Origin of the sequence: Micromonospora sp. WMMD723 (assembly GCF_049863385.1) — a bacterium.
Classification (GTDB): Bacteria; Actinomycetota; Actinomycetes; order Mycobacteriales; family Micromonosporaceae; genus Micromonospora; species Micromonospora wenchangensis.
Genome location: NZ_JBMKNR010000001.1, coordinates 2,675,349 through 2,689,689, shown reverse-complemented (window position 1 = coordinate 2,689,689; position 14,341 = coordinate 2,675,349). Strand labels below are relative to the sequence as shown.

Below are 14,341 nucleotides of genomic sequence, written 5' to 3'. Positions count from 1 at the left end.
GGCCGACGGTGGTGGTGGTTGTCGGGTGCCGCCGCCGGGGCCCGGTGCCCCGACGTCACCCGCTGCCCGGCGACCGCTCACTCCCGGGCGAAGAACTCGAACTCGCTGACCGTCACGTCGGTGCCCTTCTCGGCCCGGTGCACGTCGGTGACCTGGATCTGCACGGTGGTGACCCCGTCGGCCCCGTCGAGGGTCAACGTCTGGGGCTCCCCGGTGTCCTCGACGGTGAGGGTGTCCGACCGGTTGGTGGAGTAGACCAGGTGCAGGGTCATCGGCCGGTGGGTCGCGGTGTAGTCCTCGGCCGTGCCGGCGGTCACGATCAGCCGCTCCAGGTCGACCTCCGCCGCGAAGCGCAGGGTGACCGTCGGCGGTTTCTCCTTGTCCCAGCGCACCTGCCAGTGCGTGTTGCGGTACTGGTCGACGCTCAACTCCGGCCCGTGGTCGCGGACCGACGCGCCGCCGGTCACCTGCACCGGCCGGACCGCCACGAACCGGGGGTTGATCTTCCGGTCGGCCCAGTCCCGCGCCCCGGTCACCGGCCCGGAGACCGCCCCGTTGATCCGTTCCCGCAGCGGCGGATAGATCAGGTAGGCCACTCCGATCGCGAAGAGCAGCACCGCGGCGACCGCGTTCGACCGCTGGTAGATCGCGTGCAGCACGCCACCGACCCCACCGGGTCGGCCGCCGCCGGGCGTCCCGGGCCGGGTCCCGGCCGCGGTGACCCGGGGGCCACGGCGCGGCAGCAGGCGCTGCCACCAGCGTCGACGCACCACCTGGGCGGTCCGCAGCGAGTCGCCGCACCGGCTGCAGAACCGGCGGGTCGGCGCGTTGCCCTCGCCGCACTCGCCGCAGATCAGGTCACCGGGCTGCCGTCGCCTGGTGGACGCCTTCGCGCCGACGGTGGCCACCCGGGGCCGGACCGCCTGCGGGGCGACCTCCTCGGGCTCGACTGTCGCGGCGGCGGTGGCCCGGGAGCCGACCCGCCCGCCGGTGGCCGGCGCGCCGGGCAGCACGGAGTCGACCGACCCGTCGGCGGCGACCAGGGCGCTGGTGTGCGGCGCGGCACGCGTGTCGCGCCGGGGCGGGGACGCCGGATTCCTCGGAGCGGTCGGCAGCTTCGCCCCGGCCACCCCGGGCGGCGGGGGCGGTAGCCGGCGCGGCGACCCGACGGCGCCGGTCGGGGCGGTGTCCGGCGGACCGGCCGGCGTGTCCTCGGCCGGCGACGACGTCCCGCCGGCCGCCGGGTCCATTCCGGACGGGCCGGTACGGGCAACCGGCGGCACGGTGCGGGCCGCCCGGTCCGGCAGCCGGGCCGCCGGTACCCCCGGCGGCGGCGGTGGCAGCCGGCGTGGCGGCGGCGACACCGGTGCCGGAGCGCCGTCGGGTGCAACCGTCGCGGCCGGCCCGCCGGCGGCGGCGGACCCGGCAGGCGACGTTCCCGGCGGCGCGGACCGGACCTCCGGCGGACCGGACCCCGGCGGACCCGGCCGCGCCCCGGGCGGACCGGACCGGACGCCCGGCGGCGTCGTCCCCGGCGGGCCGGGACGCACCCCGGGCGGCACGGCACCGGCCGGCCCCACCCCGGGCGGACCCGGCCGTGCCCCCGGCAGACCCGCCCCGGGCGGACCCGGGCGCGTCCCCGCCGGACCCACCCCGGGCGGACCCGGCCGTGCCCCCGGCGGACCCATCCCCGGTGGCCCCGGGCGCACCCCGGGCGGACCGGGACGCAGACCCGGTGGGCCGCCGGGCAGGCCGGACGCTCCCCGGCCCGTCCCCTCGCCGACCCGCACCACACCCTCGTTGACAGGTGAACCGCCCGGCGCGGGCGCGATCACCCCGGCGATACGTTGCAGCAGCGTCGGCTTCTGCCGAAGCTCCTGCTCCGCCTCCCGGACCGTCTCGACCGGGATCTTCGGCACGGTCTTCTCGCCGGTCCACTCCAGGAAGCTGCCGCAGGACCCGCAGAAGGTGTCCGCGTCACCGTTGTGGTTGCCGCACTCACGACAGATGATCACGGTCGAGCACCTCCAGGGTCGTCGTCACGTGCGCCGGTACGACCGCGCGGCACAGCTCGTCGAGGGCGTGCCGGGCCACGGCCGCCGGGTCGTCCACCCGCACCCGCACGTGCACCCGGGCCGGTGGCAGCGAGTCCGGCAGCGGCTCCGGCCGGGTCGACCAGGACACCCCGGTCGAGTCGAGGACCTCCACCTCGCCGCCGGTGGCCAGCTCCAGGGCCATCCGCAGCCCGGCGACCGTCCCGCGCAGCCGGTGCGCGGCGGCCGCGCCGGCCACCATCGCGCGCTGCCGCCCGACCGGCCAGTTCTCGTCGAGCTGGGCACCGACCCAGTGGCCGAGCCAGAGCAGGAAGTCAGGCGGGGTCAGCGCCGGGTCCAGGTAGGCGTCGAGACAGTCGAGGGTGGACACCACCGGCGCGAGCACCTCGTCCAGCCCCTCGGTCCAGCGCACCAGCAGGTCGTCCTCCTGCAACAGGGCGGGCAGGAAACCGGCGATCGGGTACGGCATCGCCACGTCGACCGGGCCGCGCATCAGTGCTCCTCCACCCGGAGCTGATGGTCGAAGGAGAAGACCAGGCTGTCCGGCTCCAGGTCGATCCGGCCGGCCTCGGTGCCCCGCTCGCCGGTCACCGGGTTCGCGGTGAACAGCCGCAGGTCCTCCACCAGCTCCACCCCGCGTACCCGCTGCAACACGGCGAAGAGTTCCCCGGCCTGCACCGGACGCCCGAACGGCCAGCCCCGACCGTCCGGGCCACCGCCGGCCAGCGGGCTGAGGAAGCCGTACAGGGCGGCCAGGCCCTCCTCGCGGACCCGCTCGACGACGACCCGGGGCCGGGCGACGACCCGGGCCACCACGGTCACGCCCCGGTAGCGGGGCGGCTCGACGACCACCCGGGTGCCGATCAGCCGGGTGGCGTCCAGCCGCCCGGCCACCCGGGCGAGGCTCGACTCGGCCGGGATCAGGTCCTCCAGCCGCAGCCGCCCGTCCTGCGCGGGTGCCGCCGGCACCACCAGCAGCCGGGCCACCGGCGGGCCGTCCCCGTTGCTCGGCACGCAGCGGACCCGGGCCAGTTCCGGGGCGGCCTCCCGGGCCAGCACCTCGTGGTCCTCGGCGGTCACCGCGCGACTGCGGCTGCGCAGGGTCAGCGGGCCCCGGCGGCGGGCCTCGTCCAGCGTCTCGCCGTCCACGCCGCCGCTGGCCGGGTGCCGGTTCTCCACCCCGGCGACGTACGGGATCGAGGTCCGCAGCGCGGTGACCGCGCCGACGCCGACGTTGCCCCGGCTGCCGCCGCCGACCGCGTAGCGGCGCAGCCGCAGCCGACCGCCCCGGGGCGGCACCGCGCCGTAGCGGCGCAACGTGCCGTCGGGTTGCCGGACGGCCGGGCCGAACACCACCTCACCGGCCACCCCGTCGAGCAGGAAGTGCCGGTCCTCGGGGCCGCTGCCGGCGAAGTGCTCGACCGGCGACCACCGCTGCCAGCCGTCGTCGGAACTGACCTCCAGCACCGGGTCGCCGAAGCCGGCCAGCACCGGCCGGCGGGTCAGCGTGAACCGCTGACCGGGCACCCCCTCGGAGTCACCGATTTCCTCGTCGTCCACCAGGTCGGCGTGCACCGCGCCGGTGGTGCCGCCGACGGTGTTCGCGGCCAGCCCGAGGACCACCGGGGAGGCGCTGTAGCCGGGCTGCCCCTCCTGCGGGGTGACCACCCGGGCCCGCAGCCAACCGGCCAGTTCCCCGTCGACCAGGGTCGCCTGGTGTCCGGCGGGCACGTGCAGCAGGATCGCGCCGGGCCGGTTCAACGCCCCGGTCTCGTCCAGCCCGACCTCGCAGTCGAGCCAGCCGTCGGCGCCGCGCGCCTCCCAGCGCAGCGGCGGGTGCAGCGGGTTGACCCCGACGCCGTCGACGCGTCCCTCGAACTCCAGCCGCACCGCGCAGCCGCCGACCGCCCGGTCCAGCCCGATCAGCAGTTCGTCGCCGGGCTGCGGCACCGGGGAGAACGCGGCCACCGGACCGCCCAGTTCCAGGGCGCCGGTCTGGTCGGTGACCCCGTCGGCGGTCCGGACCCGCAGCCGGGTCAACGCGCACGGCGGCACGGTGAGGTCGGCGAGGGTGGCGAAGACCAGCGGGTCCCCGCCGTCGCCTACGGTCACCGCCCGCGTCCCCGCCGGCACGACCTGGGTGGCGCGGGCCGGGGTGGACAGCCAGAAGGTCAGCGTGGTCCGGGCGGCCGTGGGCGGCACCAGGCGTACGCCGATCAGCTCCAGGAACTTCACGTAGAGCCGGTCGGGCACCCGGTTGAGCCGGTAGATGAGCTGGTCGGTCAGCGACGCGAACGTCTCGATCAGGGTGATCCCCGGGTCGGCCGGGTGCAGGTCGGTCCACTCCGGGCAGCGGTCGGCGATCAACCGGCGGGCGTCACCGACCAGGTCGTCGAAGCCCCGGTCGTCGAGGTCGGGGGCGGGCAGCGCCATCAGCCGAGCACCCCCGTACCGGTCAGTTCCCGGTCGCCGGGCAGGGTCCGCAGGTTGAGCCCGAGGGTGCCGGGCTCGTCGGTGTCGCGTACCCGGTAGCGGATCTCGATGTGCAGCAGCCCGTCGCCGCCGGCCGGGTCCTCGGTGACGGTGACGTCGTCGATCTCGGCCCGGGTCTCCCAGCGTTCCAGGGCGGCCCGCACCTCCACCGCCACCGCCCGACGGGTCTGCCCGGTGACCGGCTCGAAGACGAAGTCGCGCAGCCGGGAGCCGAACTCCGGCCGCATCGGACGCTCCCCCGGGTAGGTCGCCAGGATCACGCACATCGCCTGCTCCAGCAGGGCGGTGCCGCTGATCGTGGCGAGTCGACCGTTGGGCTGCACCCGCAGCGGAAAGGCACACCCGGTGCCGATGACGTCGGCCTGCATGGCACTCCTCAGTTGAGCTGGATGGGTTTGCCCTTGATGGCGGTCGACGCGGTGCCGCTGATGTTGACCTGCGTACCGCTGATGTCGACCGTCTTGCCCTTGAGCTTCAGGCTGGTGCCGCCGTCGAGGGTGAGGCTGCCGCCCGGACCGGCCTTGATCTCGACGGCGGTCTGTCCGGTGCACTCGATCAGCAACTTGCCGGGTTTGTCGGGCGCACAGCGCAGGGTCACCGTGCCGGCCACCTGGTCCATCGCCAGCGACAGCTTGTCGCCCCTGGTGCCGAGCACCACGTCGGCGGCGGTCGGCTGCCCCTTGCCGCCGGGTGGCACCTCGTCGTGGAAGACCAGCCGGCTGCCCGACGGCGACAGCAGGCCGCGCCGGATGACCGAACTGGTCTGCCCCACCGACTTCACCCCGCTCGCCCCCGGCTTCGTCGACGACGTCTGCCCGCCGTCCAGGCCGTAGCCGGTGTGCCGGCTGGGCAGGCTGCCGAGCACGTACGGGCGGCGTACGTCGCCGAACTCGAACGCGACGAGCACCTGGTCGCCCGGCTCCGGCACGAAGAACGCGCCACCGGTCGGGCCGGCGAAGAGCTGCCCCACCGGCGCCCAGTCGGTCTCGTGGTCCGGCGACAGCCAGGGCAGCGCCAGGGTGACCCGGCCCAGGTTCTGCGGGTCCTTGACGTTGCTGACCACTCCGCAGACCACCCCGTCGATCCGGGCCGGGCCGCCCGGGTCACCGCCGCCGCCGACGTTCGCCAACCCGAGCAGCGAGCGGTCCTGCGTCCCGCCGACGGTGAACTCGGTGCGGTAGCCCTCCCCGGCCTCGTCGAAGACGTGCCGGGCGGCGCTGAGCGTCCAGGTGCCGGCGAACGGTGCGGGCACCCCGTCGACCTTGACCGCCGTGCCGGCGACCAGCCGGGCGTCGCCCAGCGCCTCCCCCTCCGCCTCGGCGAACCCGCCACCGATGCTGGCGGCGAGCCCCTTCGCGACCTGGGTGACCGCGCCGTCGGCCCGGCCGGGCACGGGCAGCCCCCGGCCGACCAGGACGTGCGCGCGGGGTCCGGGGGCCGGCCCGACGTCACCGACCGCGCTGTTGCCGGCCCGGGGCGGTGCCGTCGCGCCCCGGGGGACGAACGTGTCGGCGGCGGCGGTCGGCGTCCGGCCGGCCAGGCTCACCCCGTCGGCGGTGGTCGCGGTGCGGCTCGCCACCGTCGTCGCGGCGACCGGGTCCCAGGCGCGCACCTCGACCTCGGGGGCGAGGTTGCCGGCGCTGACCCGGGGCAGGAAGCGGCGCAGGTTGCCCCGGAAGGTCAGCGGCACCGGGCTGCCGGCCCGACGGGCGGTGGCCGCCCGGCGGAAGTGGAACCGGTCCCCGTCGGCGCCGATCTCGTAGCCGATCTCCCGGGCGCGGGCGCTGAGGAACTCCCAGTCGGTCTGGGCGACCTGGGAGAGGTGGGCCAGCCGGCCGCTGGTGGCGTCGATCGTGCCGACCGACAGCTTCGCGGCGGTCGCCACCTGCCGGGCGACGTCGGCATCGGACTGGTTGAGGAAGGTACGCGTCCGCCGTACCCGGTGCAGCCGGTGGTCGTGGGTGTAGCCGCGCACCACCACGTGGGCGCTGAGGTCCACGAAGTGCCCCTCCACGGCGGTCACCTCGCCGCTGATCAGCCGGTGCTCGGCCGAGCCGTCCCCGGTCGGGCCGAAGACCTGCACGGCGGTGCCCAGCTCCAGTCCGGCCGTGCGCAGCACGCTGCCGTCCAGGTCGGCGAAGGTCAGCTCGAACATGTCCGGCAGGGCGGCCTGGGTGTCCACCACCACCCGTACCAGCTGGTCGGCGGCGGCCGTCGGCAGCGCCCGGCCGGCGGTGCCGACGGTGACCCGGGGGCGCAGGGTCGCCGTACCCCAGAGCAGGCCGTGCCGGTCGATCGCGGTCATCGCCGCGCCCCGACGGACGCGCCCCTGGCCTGCGCCCGCATCGGGTCGTCGAGCCCGCTGGCCAGCGCCCGCTGCCGCCACTGCGCCGGGTCGGTCCGCACCGACCGGGTGGGCACCGGGCCACCCCGCTTGGGGAAGATCTCCCCCTCGATGACGATCAGGTCCAGGGTGGCCTGGGCCCGCACCGGCTGCCCGTCACCGTCGAACCGGGTCAGGTTGACGTTCAGCGTGCTCAGGTTGACCGCCATCGACAGCTTTCCCCAGGTGAACGTCAGCCGGGGCAGTTCGATGCTGGACGCGGTGCGACTCTGTTCGTCGACGCTCGGCGGGCCGGAGAAGGCGATCAGCTTCTGCACGTCCTGGGCCACCCCGGCACCGACCAGCAGCACCTCGCCGGCCATCACCCGCAGCGCGGTGTCGGAGGTGAGTTCCACCCCCCGGCCCCGGCCGACGAGCTGGGAGGCCCGGGAGGAACGGGTGATGCCCATCTTCGCCGGGTTGTAGGAGAACGTGACCCGGCCCAGCGACGGCGACGACAGGGTGGCCGTCTCCGCCTTGGCCTGCAGGTCGGGGAAGAACCCCTCGTGCACCAGCTCCAGCCGTTCCACCGCGACCTGGTTGCTGTCCGAGGAGAGGTCCGGGCCCGTCCACGACGACGGCCGTACGCCGTAGAGCAGCCAACTGGTGGCCGGTTCGCCGTCGGCGTCGAGCAGGGTGATCCGGGCGGTCGTCCGGGTGTCGTCGCCGGTGCCGTCCTGCCACGAACGCAGCACCCCGACCAGCCACTGTTGCAGTTGCGCGGAACTCTCCCGGTGCACCGCCCGTTCCAGCACGATCGGGGCGTAGCTGACCTCGCCGGGCAGGTGGTACTGGCCGACGTAGTCGCCGGTCACCCGGACCACCTCGGGCCGGAAGTCCGCCCGCAGGCCCCGGCAGGAACGCCACAGCCCGATCGGGACGTCACCGATGGTCACCTGGAAGCGCATCGCCAGGCCGAGCTTGAGGGTCCGCTTGACCCCCGGCCCGTCGCGGAACATCTGGAGCAGGCCGCCTGCGGCGAGCCCCTGCGCGGTCTGGCTCGGGTCGCCCAGCATCCCGCCGAGCTGGCCTGCGGAGACGGCGGCCATCAGAGCGAGAACTTCACGTCGTCGTGCAGGAAGCCGGTGTGCGCCAGTTCCAGCGTCTCGACCGCCACCCCGCTGTGGCTCGGGTCGAGTTCCGACACCGACCAGCCGACCGGGAAGAAGTGCTTCAGGTCCCAGCCGACGATCTTCAGGCCGACGCTGTCGACGAGCTGGATCGTGCCGCTGAGCGGGCGGTACCGGTTGGCCTGCTGGCAGAGCCACTCCTGGACGACCTGCGAGTCGAAGCAGACCGCCCGGCTGAGCCGGATCCGGCTGTAGGTCGGCTCGCCCACGTACGTGAAGACGTCGTTGCTGTCCCCGGCCCGGTACTCGCAGACCTGCCAGGTCACCCCCAACCCGGAGACCCGGGACCAGGAGCCGAGGTTGTACCGCTCGTCGTCGATGACCACGAGGTACCTGTGGTTGACGCCGGTGACCTCGAAGAAGCCGCCCATCAAGCGGGCCGCGGTGGAAAGACCGCCTGCCATCGTTTCGCCCTCCTCGTCGTCTCGTCCTGGCCCGCGTCCGTGCGGTCGTGCCACCTGCCGTGCGTCCTGCCACCTGCCGTGCCTCGTGCCACCTGCCGTGCGTCCTGCCACCTGCCGTGCCTCGTGCCACCTGCCGTGCGTCGTGCCGCCCGGCGTGCTCAGCGGAACTGGGTCAGCCGCCCGCTGCGCTCCCGGTCGACCAGCAGCTCCTGCCGCAGCCGTCCGCGTAACCGCCCGTACAGGCGGCCGGCCAGTTCCTCCAGGTCGTCGGGGTTCTCCAGGTCGACCGGCCGGCCCGACGACCGGTCCGGCACCCGGCCGGCCTCCCGGTCGAGCCGGGCCGCCGTGGCCCGTCCCCCGTCGGCCACCGTGCGCAGCTCGGCCCGGAGCCGGTCGACCGCGTCGCGTACCTCGGCGATCCGGCCCGCGCTGCGGTCGATCGCGGGTGCCGCCGTCGCGGCGGCCACCTCGGCCCGCAGCGCGTCCGGCGGCGGCCCGGCCGCCGCCGGCTGGTCGGCGTCCTGCTGCTGGTCGAGTTCGCCCCGCACCAGCGCCCGCAGGTCGTCGAGGGTGGCCGCCGGGGTGTCCATCGCCGCCCGCTGGAGCGGGTGCGCGGCGGCCGGCGGGCCGGTCGGCGCGGCCGGGGGTACGCCTCCCGCACCGGGCTTCGCCTGCCAGGTCAGCCCGCCGCCGGGGGTGGTCCCCCAGATGCCGGCGGCACCCGCAGGTGTCGGCGCGACACCTCCGTCGGCCGGCGGCGCGACAGGTGGCAGCGGGCCTCCGACACCCGGCCCGCCGCCGTCGCCGAAGGCGTGCTCGGCGGCGAGCGCCCGCGCCTCCAGGTCCCGGCCGGTGCCGCTCGACTCGGCCGGCGGTGTCGCCCCGAACGCCCGCTGCTGCACCACGTGGGCCAGCTCGTGGGCGAGCAGCGCGCGGGCGGGCGGCGCGTCCAGCGGCCCGACCGACGCCGGCAGCAGCACCTCGCCGCCCCGGGTCGCCGCCCGTGCTCCGGCCTGCTGCACCGCCTCCGTGGCCGCCGCGCCCCGCCACACCGGCACGGCGGCGACGTCCACGCCGTACCGCTGCCGGAAGCCGTCCACCAGGGCGGCCGGCACCTGTTCCGGCAGCTCGGGGTCGCCCACCGCAGCGGGCGGCGGTGCCGCGCGGTGCGTCAGCGACCCGGTCCGGTCCACCGTGGTCGGCGTCGGACCCGGCCGTCCGTCCGCCACCACCGGCGCGGCCGTGACGACCCCCACGGGGTACGCCGGGACCTGCACGTCGCCGGGTGGCACGGCCGTCAGCCGGTCGACCCGCCCGGCCGACCCCGCCGACGGTACGGGTGGGTGCGTAACGCCGGGCGGCACCGTTTCCGCCGGTCCCCGGCCGGCCGACGGCTCCTGCCCGGCCCGGCCGTGCTCCCGGTCCACTCCCGACGGAGTCCCGGCCGGCGTGGACTGCTCCGGACGCCGGGTGAGGAAGAAGGACGACGGCGGGGACACCGGCGCGGGGCGGTAGGTGTCGTGCCCCGCCGGCGGGACGGTCCGATCGTCCCCGGTGTCGTGCGCCGCCGCCGGACCCGGCCGCTCGGTCGCGATGTCGTGCCCCGGTTCCGGCGGGCCCTCCGACGCCGGCCGCTCGGCAGGGTCCGTGACCGGCCGGCTCCCGGACGCCGGCCACTGGTCAGGGTCCGGGAGTGGCCGGCGTCCGGACGCCGACCGCCCGGCGGGGTCAGCGACCGACCGGTTCCCGGACCCCGGCCAGTCGGCCGGGTCCGCGCGCCGGATCGGTGCCGTGGCACCTGCGGTCACGCCGTCCGGAGTCCCTCCGGCCGGGTGCGCCGGCGGTGCGGCTTCCGATCCGGCCACGTCGAAGGTCCCGCCCCGGTGGCCCCCCGGCACGGTCGAACGCGCCGGGTGCTCCGGGCGGTCCTGCCCGCCGCCCGGCGGCCGGTCCTGCCCGCCGCCCGGCGAGCCGTCCCGCCGACGGTCGACGGGGGCGTCCCGGTCGCCGCCGGTGGCCTCGTCCGGACCGATCCGGCTGGCCGGTTCGGGCTGGTCCCGGGTGGTGGACCCGGCTTCCTGGGAGGCGTGTCCGGCGAGCCGCCCCGGGGCAGCGGTGGGCGGGGCGGTCGTGCCACCCGAATCGACCGACCCGTGTTCCACCGGCGCGGCCGGCTCCGGTGCCGGTCGGGCGGTCGCCGGTCGGGCGGTGCGGCCCCGCCGTCCGGCGAAGGCGACCTCGACCGGGCGCACCTCACCGGCCGACGGCGGGGTCCCCTCCGGATCGCTCCGACCGTCGTGACCGGGGGCTTCGGTGGCCGTGCCCCGGCCGGTGGCCGGCTGGGCCGGCCGGGCACGCCCGCCGCCGGCCGACGCCCGGGACTCCTCGGCGGCCCGGGTGGCCTCCGCCGCCAGGTAGGCGACCTCGAATCCCGGCGGCGGCCAGACCTGCGCGGTGGGCAGACCGGCAGCGGCGAACTGGGCTGCCGTCCGGGCGGCTGTGGCATCCTCCCCGGCCCCGTCGGATCGCCCGGCGGACGGTGGTCGCAGCGGATTCTCCGGCCCACCCGTCGAACCCGGTGCCGGCAAGGCACCCTCCCTGTTCGCCGCCCCGCTCGGGCCACGCGGCACTGTCGAACGCTGGTCTACGGCCTCACCACCTGCCACGTTCCACCCCGGCTCCGGCGGCGAACCGCCCCACCGGGTCGGATCGGGTGGCGACGGCATCCCGGTCGCCGGGCCGGCAACCGGTTGCGGGACTCCCGGCAGGTGGCCGCCCGACCAGGGAACCCGCGACGCGTCGTCCCCGGTCAGCGGTGCCTCGTACGCCACCGGGCCGACCGGCCACCCGGCACCCGGACCGGCCGCTGCCGGCCACACCGGAGCGGGTGACGTCCACCCGGGCGGATCGGTCGGCGGGCGGTGGTTCGCAGCGGTGTCGTACCGGATCGGGGTCGGGTCGGTGACCGCCGCCGGTCCGACGGACGGCGCAGAGGGCACCGGGGTCGGGCCGGGGAACGGGCGGGCCGGGTGAGCGGCCGTCGGCGGCCACGACGGGTCGTCCGTGGCCGTCCCCGGCTGCGGGATGGTCACCATCGCCGAGGCGGGTGCCACGGTCAGCAGGGGCAGACTCGGCAGGACCGGGTGCCGGCCGGTGGGCACCGGCGACGCGACCGGACCAGACGACGCGACCGGAGCGGGTGCCCCGACCGTCCGGCGGCGACGCGGCCAGAACGGCTGTCCGGGCCGTAACGACCAGGCCATGCCCACCTCCTTCAGATTCCGGTACGGGTGTGCGGCGTCGGGCCGCCGGGGCTGGGTCGGGCTCCGTCCGGTCAGCCGCCGGCCAGGTCCACCGCGAAGCGCCCCCCGCAGCGGGGGCAGGCCACCTCGGCCCCGGTGTGCCCCTGCTGGTTGATCCGCCGGTAGAGGTCCTGGAGGAAGGCCAGGTCGGAGGCGAAGAGGTGCTCGATCACGTCGACGTCGACGGCCCGCACCCCGCCGATGCGGGTGACCGTCCGGGCGAGCAGCAGGACGCTGAGGAACGCCGGATTCTGGCGTACCCGGGGATCGCCCTGGGGGGTGATCTCGTCGCGGGCGGTGGCCAGCCGCATGGTGCCCTCGCGGTGCACCCCGCCCCGGTCGTCGACCAGCCCGCGCGGCAGCACGAACGGGTACTCGGTCCGCAGGCCCGCCGCCGGTGCGGTGGCGGGCTCGGCGAGGCTAGATCCGCGCATTGAAGTCGAACAGGTCGTCGCACATCAGCGTGACCGTCTGGTAGACGATGTCGGTGGCCCCGGCCTTGACCCCGCTGACCTCCACCCGCGACGGCCAGGCGTTGGTCATCATGTACGTCAGCCGGGCGTCGCCGTTGAGGTCGTCACCGGGGCCGTAGAGCTTCAGGGCGCAGTCCCGGTAGGCGTCGTACATCATGTTGCGCACCTTCTGGTGCCAGAGCCACAGGTCGCCGTTGAGGTCGAGGCCCCGCTTGAGGGTGACCGTCGGCGGCTTGGTCCGACCGAAGTGCCGGGAGAAGATCGGCCCGGTCGTGCCGGCGGCCATGTACTCCGCGTTCTCCACCTCGCTGCTGATCCCGACCAGCTCGGCGAAGTTGATCGCCGACATGCCCGGCACCTCCAGCCGGAAGACGGCGGCACTGATGATCTGGGTGTTCTGCTTCGGGTCCTGGGTACCCTGACCGGCCATGCTCGTTTCTCCTGGTCTCGTCGTCGCTCAGGTCGGTTGCTCGCCGCCGGGGCCGGTCAGTCGCCGGAGCCCTGGGAGAGCTGGGAGAGTCGGAACACCACGAACTCGGCCGGCTTGACCGGGGCGATGCCGATGTCGACGGTGAGGATGCCGGCGTCGAGGTTCTCCGGCGGGTTGTTCTCGGCGTCGCACTTGACGAAGAACGCCTCGGACCAGGTGTCGCCCATCAGCGCGCCGCTGCGCCAGACCCGGCGCAGGAACATCGTGATGACCCGGCGCACCGCGTCCCAGAGGCGCGGGTCGTTGGGCTCGAAGACCACCCAGTTGGTGCCGAGCAGGATCGACTTCTCGATCCAGTTGAACAGCCGCCGGACGTTGAGGTAGCGCCACTCGGCGTCGCTGGACAGGGTCCGCGCGCCCCAGATCCGGATGCCCTGCCCGGGGAAGGCCCTGATGCAGTTGACCCCGATCGGGTTGAGCTGGTCGTGTTCGCCCTTGGTCAGCCCGCTCTCCAGGGCGAGCGCACCCCGGATGATCTCGTTGGCGGGTGCCTTGTGGACGCCCCGGGTGTCGTCGTTGCGGGCCCACACCCCGGCGACGTGCCCGCTGGGCGGCATGAACACCGCCCGGCCCTGCGCCGGGTCCATCACCTTGACCCAGGGCCAGTAGAGGGTGGCGTACTTGGAGTCGTAGCCGGCGACGTCCATCCGCCACTCCCTGAGGCGCTGCGGGTGCAGGCCGGGCGGCGGGTCGAGGATGGCCACCCGGTCACCCATCAGCTCGCAGTGCGCGATCATCGCCAGCTGGACGGCCTTGAACGCCTCGTCGTCGATGGCCCCCTGCTGGTGGGCGGCGGCCAGGTCGGGGACGCAGAGCATGGTGATGTCCTCGATCGCCTCCAGCCCGGCGAAGCCGGTCCGGTCACTGACGTCGCCGACGTAGTCCTCGGCGCGTACCCGCAGGTCGCCGGTGCCGGTCGTGGTGGCCGGCAGCGCGGGCGCGGCGAGGGTGATCTCGGCGCCGCGTCGGGGCGGGGCGAGGGTCGCGCCCTTCGCCTCCTCGATCTGGATCAGCTTGGACTGCTGGCGGACGGCGGTGACCACGTTGCCCGCGCCGCGCTTGGTGGTCAGGTTGTCAAGCGTCTCGACCGGTTTGCCGGCCTGCTTGACGACGAGCTTGAACGCGTCGTCGCCGCCCTCGGAGGCGTCGGCGACCTCGACCGAGAGGTCCTGGCCGGCCGGGCCGGGCAGCGCCGCCCGGACGGTGAAGGAGAGCCGGCCGTTGTCGCCGGCCGCCGGTACGGCAGCGGCGGCGTACGACTCACCGGCGGCTTCGTCGGCGGCGGAGTCCGCGCCGGCACCACCCACCCGGACCACGTACGCGGAGCCGCCCCCGTTGAGGAAGTAGCCGTAGACCGACAGCGGCAGGAAGCTGCCCGCCACGAAACCACCGAAGGTGCGGGTGTACTGCGTCCAGTTCGTGATCAGCGTGGGCTCGTCGACCGGCCCCTTCTCGGCGAAGCCGACGAACGCGGCGACGGCCGTCCCGACCGCCTCGATCGGCCTCGACCCGGAGGAAACCTCCTCCACGTAGACGCCCGGCGACAGATACGTCGGCATCGAACCTCCTGTACGACGGTGTGATGGGGCCGAGCCTGCCAAGGCCGACCGGC

General features: G+C 75.5%; 11 protein-coding genes. All 11 read right to left on the bottom strand.

Annotation, left to right across the window (positions count from 1 at the left end):
• Positions 1-77: 77 nt before the first annotated feature.
• Complete coding sequence (locus ACN261_RS12265) at positions 78-2,015, bottom strand: NADase-type glycan-binding domain-containing protein (RefSeq protein ID WP_425850129.1); 1,938 nt, start codon at positions 2,013-2,015, stop codon at positions 78-80.
• On the bottom strand, positions 1,999-2,547 hold the full coding sequence (locus ACN261_RS12260) for a phage tail protein (protein WP_421485328.1): 549 nt from the start codon (positions 2,545-2,547) through the stop codon (positions 1,999-2,001). Before ACN261_RS12260 ends, ACN261_RS12265 begins: the two co-directional genes overlap by 17 nt.
• Positions 2,547-4,487 (bottom strand): putative baseplate assembly protein, encoded by a 1,941-nt coding sequence (locus tag ACN261_RS12255; RefSeq protein ID WP_421485327.1) that lies wholly within the window; start codon positions 4,485-4,487, stop codon positions 2,547-2,549. Before ACN261_RS12255 ends, ACN261_RS12260 begins: the two co-directional genes overlap by 1 nt.
• Positions 4,487-4,915 carry a GPW/gp25 family protein gene (locus ACN261_RS12250; RefSeq protein ID WP_088643773.1) on the bottom strand — a complete coding sequence of 143 codons (429 nt, stop codon included), beginning with the start codon at positions 4,913-4,915 and terminating at the stop codon, positions 4,487-4,489. Before ACN261_RS12250 ends, ACN261_RS12255 begins: the two co-directional genes overlap by 1 nt.
• A gap of 8 nt (positions 4,916-4,923) precedes the next feature.
• Positions 4,924-6,852 (bottom strand): phage baseplate assembly protein V, encoded by a 1,929-nt coding sequence (locus tag ACN261_RS12245; RefSeq protein ID WP_425850126.1) that lies wholly within the window; start codon positions 6,850-6,852, stop codon positions 4,924-4,926.
• Positions 6,849-7,979: a phage tail protein gene (locus tag ACN261_RS12240; protein WP_421485324.1), complete on the bottom strand. Its 1,131-nt coding sequence runs from the start codon at positions 7,977-7,979 to the stop codon at positions 6,849-6,851. The genes ACN261_RS12245 and ACN261_RS12240 overlap by 4 nt, the downstream gene beginning before the upstream one ends.
• Positions 7,979-8,464 (bottom strand): phage tail protein, encoded by a 486-nt coding sequence (locus ACN261_RS12235; RefSeq protein ID WP_088643770.1) that lies wholly within the window; start codon positions 8,462-8,464, stop codon positions 7,979-7,981. The genes ACN261_RS12240 and ACN261_RS12235 overlap by 1 nt, the downstream gene beginning before the upstream one ends.
• A 158-nt stretch (positions 8,465-8,622) precedes the next feature.
• A complete protein-coding gene (locus tag ACN261_RS12230; protein WP_425850123.1) occupies positions 8,623-11,052 on the bottom strand; it encodes an eCIS core domain-containing protein in 2,430 nt (809 codons plus the stop codon).
• Positions 11,053-11,798: 746 nt separating this feature from the next.
• On the bottom strand, positions 11,799-12,200 hold the full coding sequence (locus tag ACN261_RS12225; RefSeq protein ID WP_425850120.1) for a hypothetical protein: 402 nt from the start codon (positions 12,198-12,200) through the stop codon (positions 11,799-11,801).
• A complete protein-coding gene (locus ACN261_RS12220; protein WP_088643766.1) occupies positions 12,187-12,669 on the bottom strand; it encodes a phage tail protein in 483 nt (160 codons plus the stop codon). The genes ACN261_RS12225 and ACN261_RS12220 overlap by 14 nt, the downstream gene beginning before the upstream one ends.
• Before the next feature lie 56 nt (positions 12,670-12,725).
• Positions 12,726-14,288, bottom strand: a complete 1,563-nt coding sequence (locus ACN261_RS12215) for a phage tail sheath family protein (protein ID WP_421485320.1) — start codon at positions 14,286-14,288, stop codon at positions 12,726-12,728.
• Positions 14,289-14,341 lie beyond the last annotated feature (53 nt).

Bases quoted from the DNA above. Each gene is read 5' to 3' on its own strand.
- ACN261_RS12245 (WP_425850126.1), bottom strand. From the start codon at position 6,852: ATGACCGCGATCGACCGGCACGGCCTGCTCTGGGGTACGGCGACCCTG.
- ACN261_RS12260 (WP_421485328.1), bottom strand. From the start codon at position 2,547: ATGCGCGGCCCGGTCGACGTGGCGATGCCGTACCCGATCGCCGGTTTC.
- ACN261_RS12220 (WP_088643766.1), bottom strand. From the start codon at position 12,669: ATGGCCGGTCAGGGTACCCAGGACCCGAAGCAGAACACCCAGATCATC.
- ACN261_RS12250 (WP_088643773.1), bottom strand. From the start codon at position 4,915: ATGCAGGCCGACGTCATCGGCACCGGGTGTGCCTTTCCGCTGCGGGTG.
- ACN261_RS12240 (WP_421485324.1), bottom strand. From the start codon at position 7,979: ATGGCCGCCGTCTCCGCAGGCCAGCTCGGCGGGATGCTGGGCGACCCG.
- ACN261_RS12235 (WP_088643770.1), bottom strand. From the start codon at position 8,464: ATGGCAGGCGGTCTTTCCACCGCGGCCCGCTTGATGGGCGGCTTCTTC.
- ACN261_RS12225 (WP_425850120.1), bottom strand. From the start codon at position 12,200: ATGCGCGGATCTAGCCTCGCCGAGCCCGCCACCGCACCGGCGGCGGGC.
- ACN261_RS12255 (WP_421485327.1), bottom strand. From the start codon at position 4,487: ATGGCGCTGCCCGCCCCCGACCTCGACGACCGGGGCTTCGACGACCTG.
- ACN261_RS12215 (WP_421485320.1), bottom strand. From the start codon at position 14,288: ATGCCGACGTATCTGTCGCCGGGCGTCTACGTGGAGGAGGTTTCCTCC.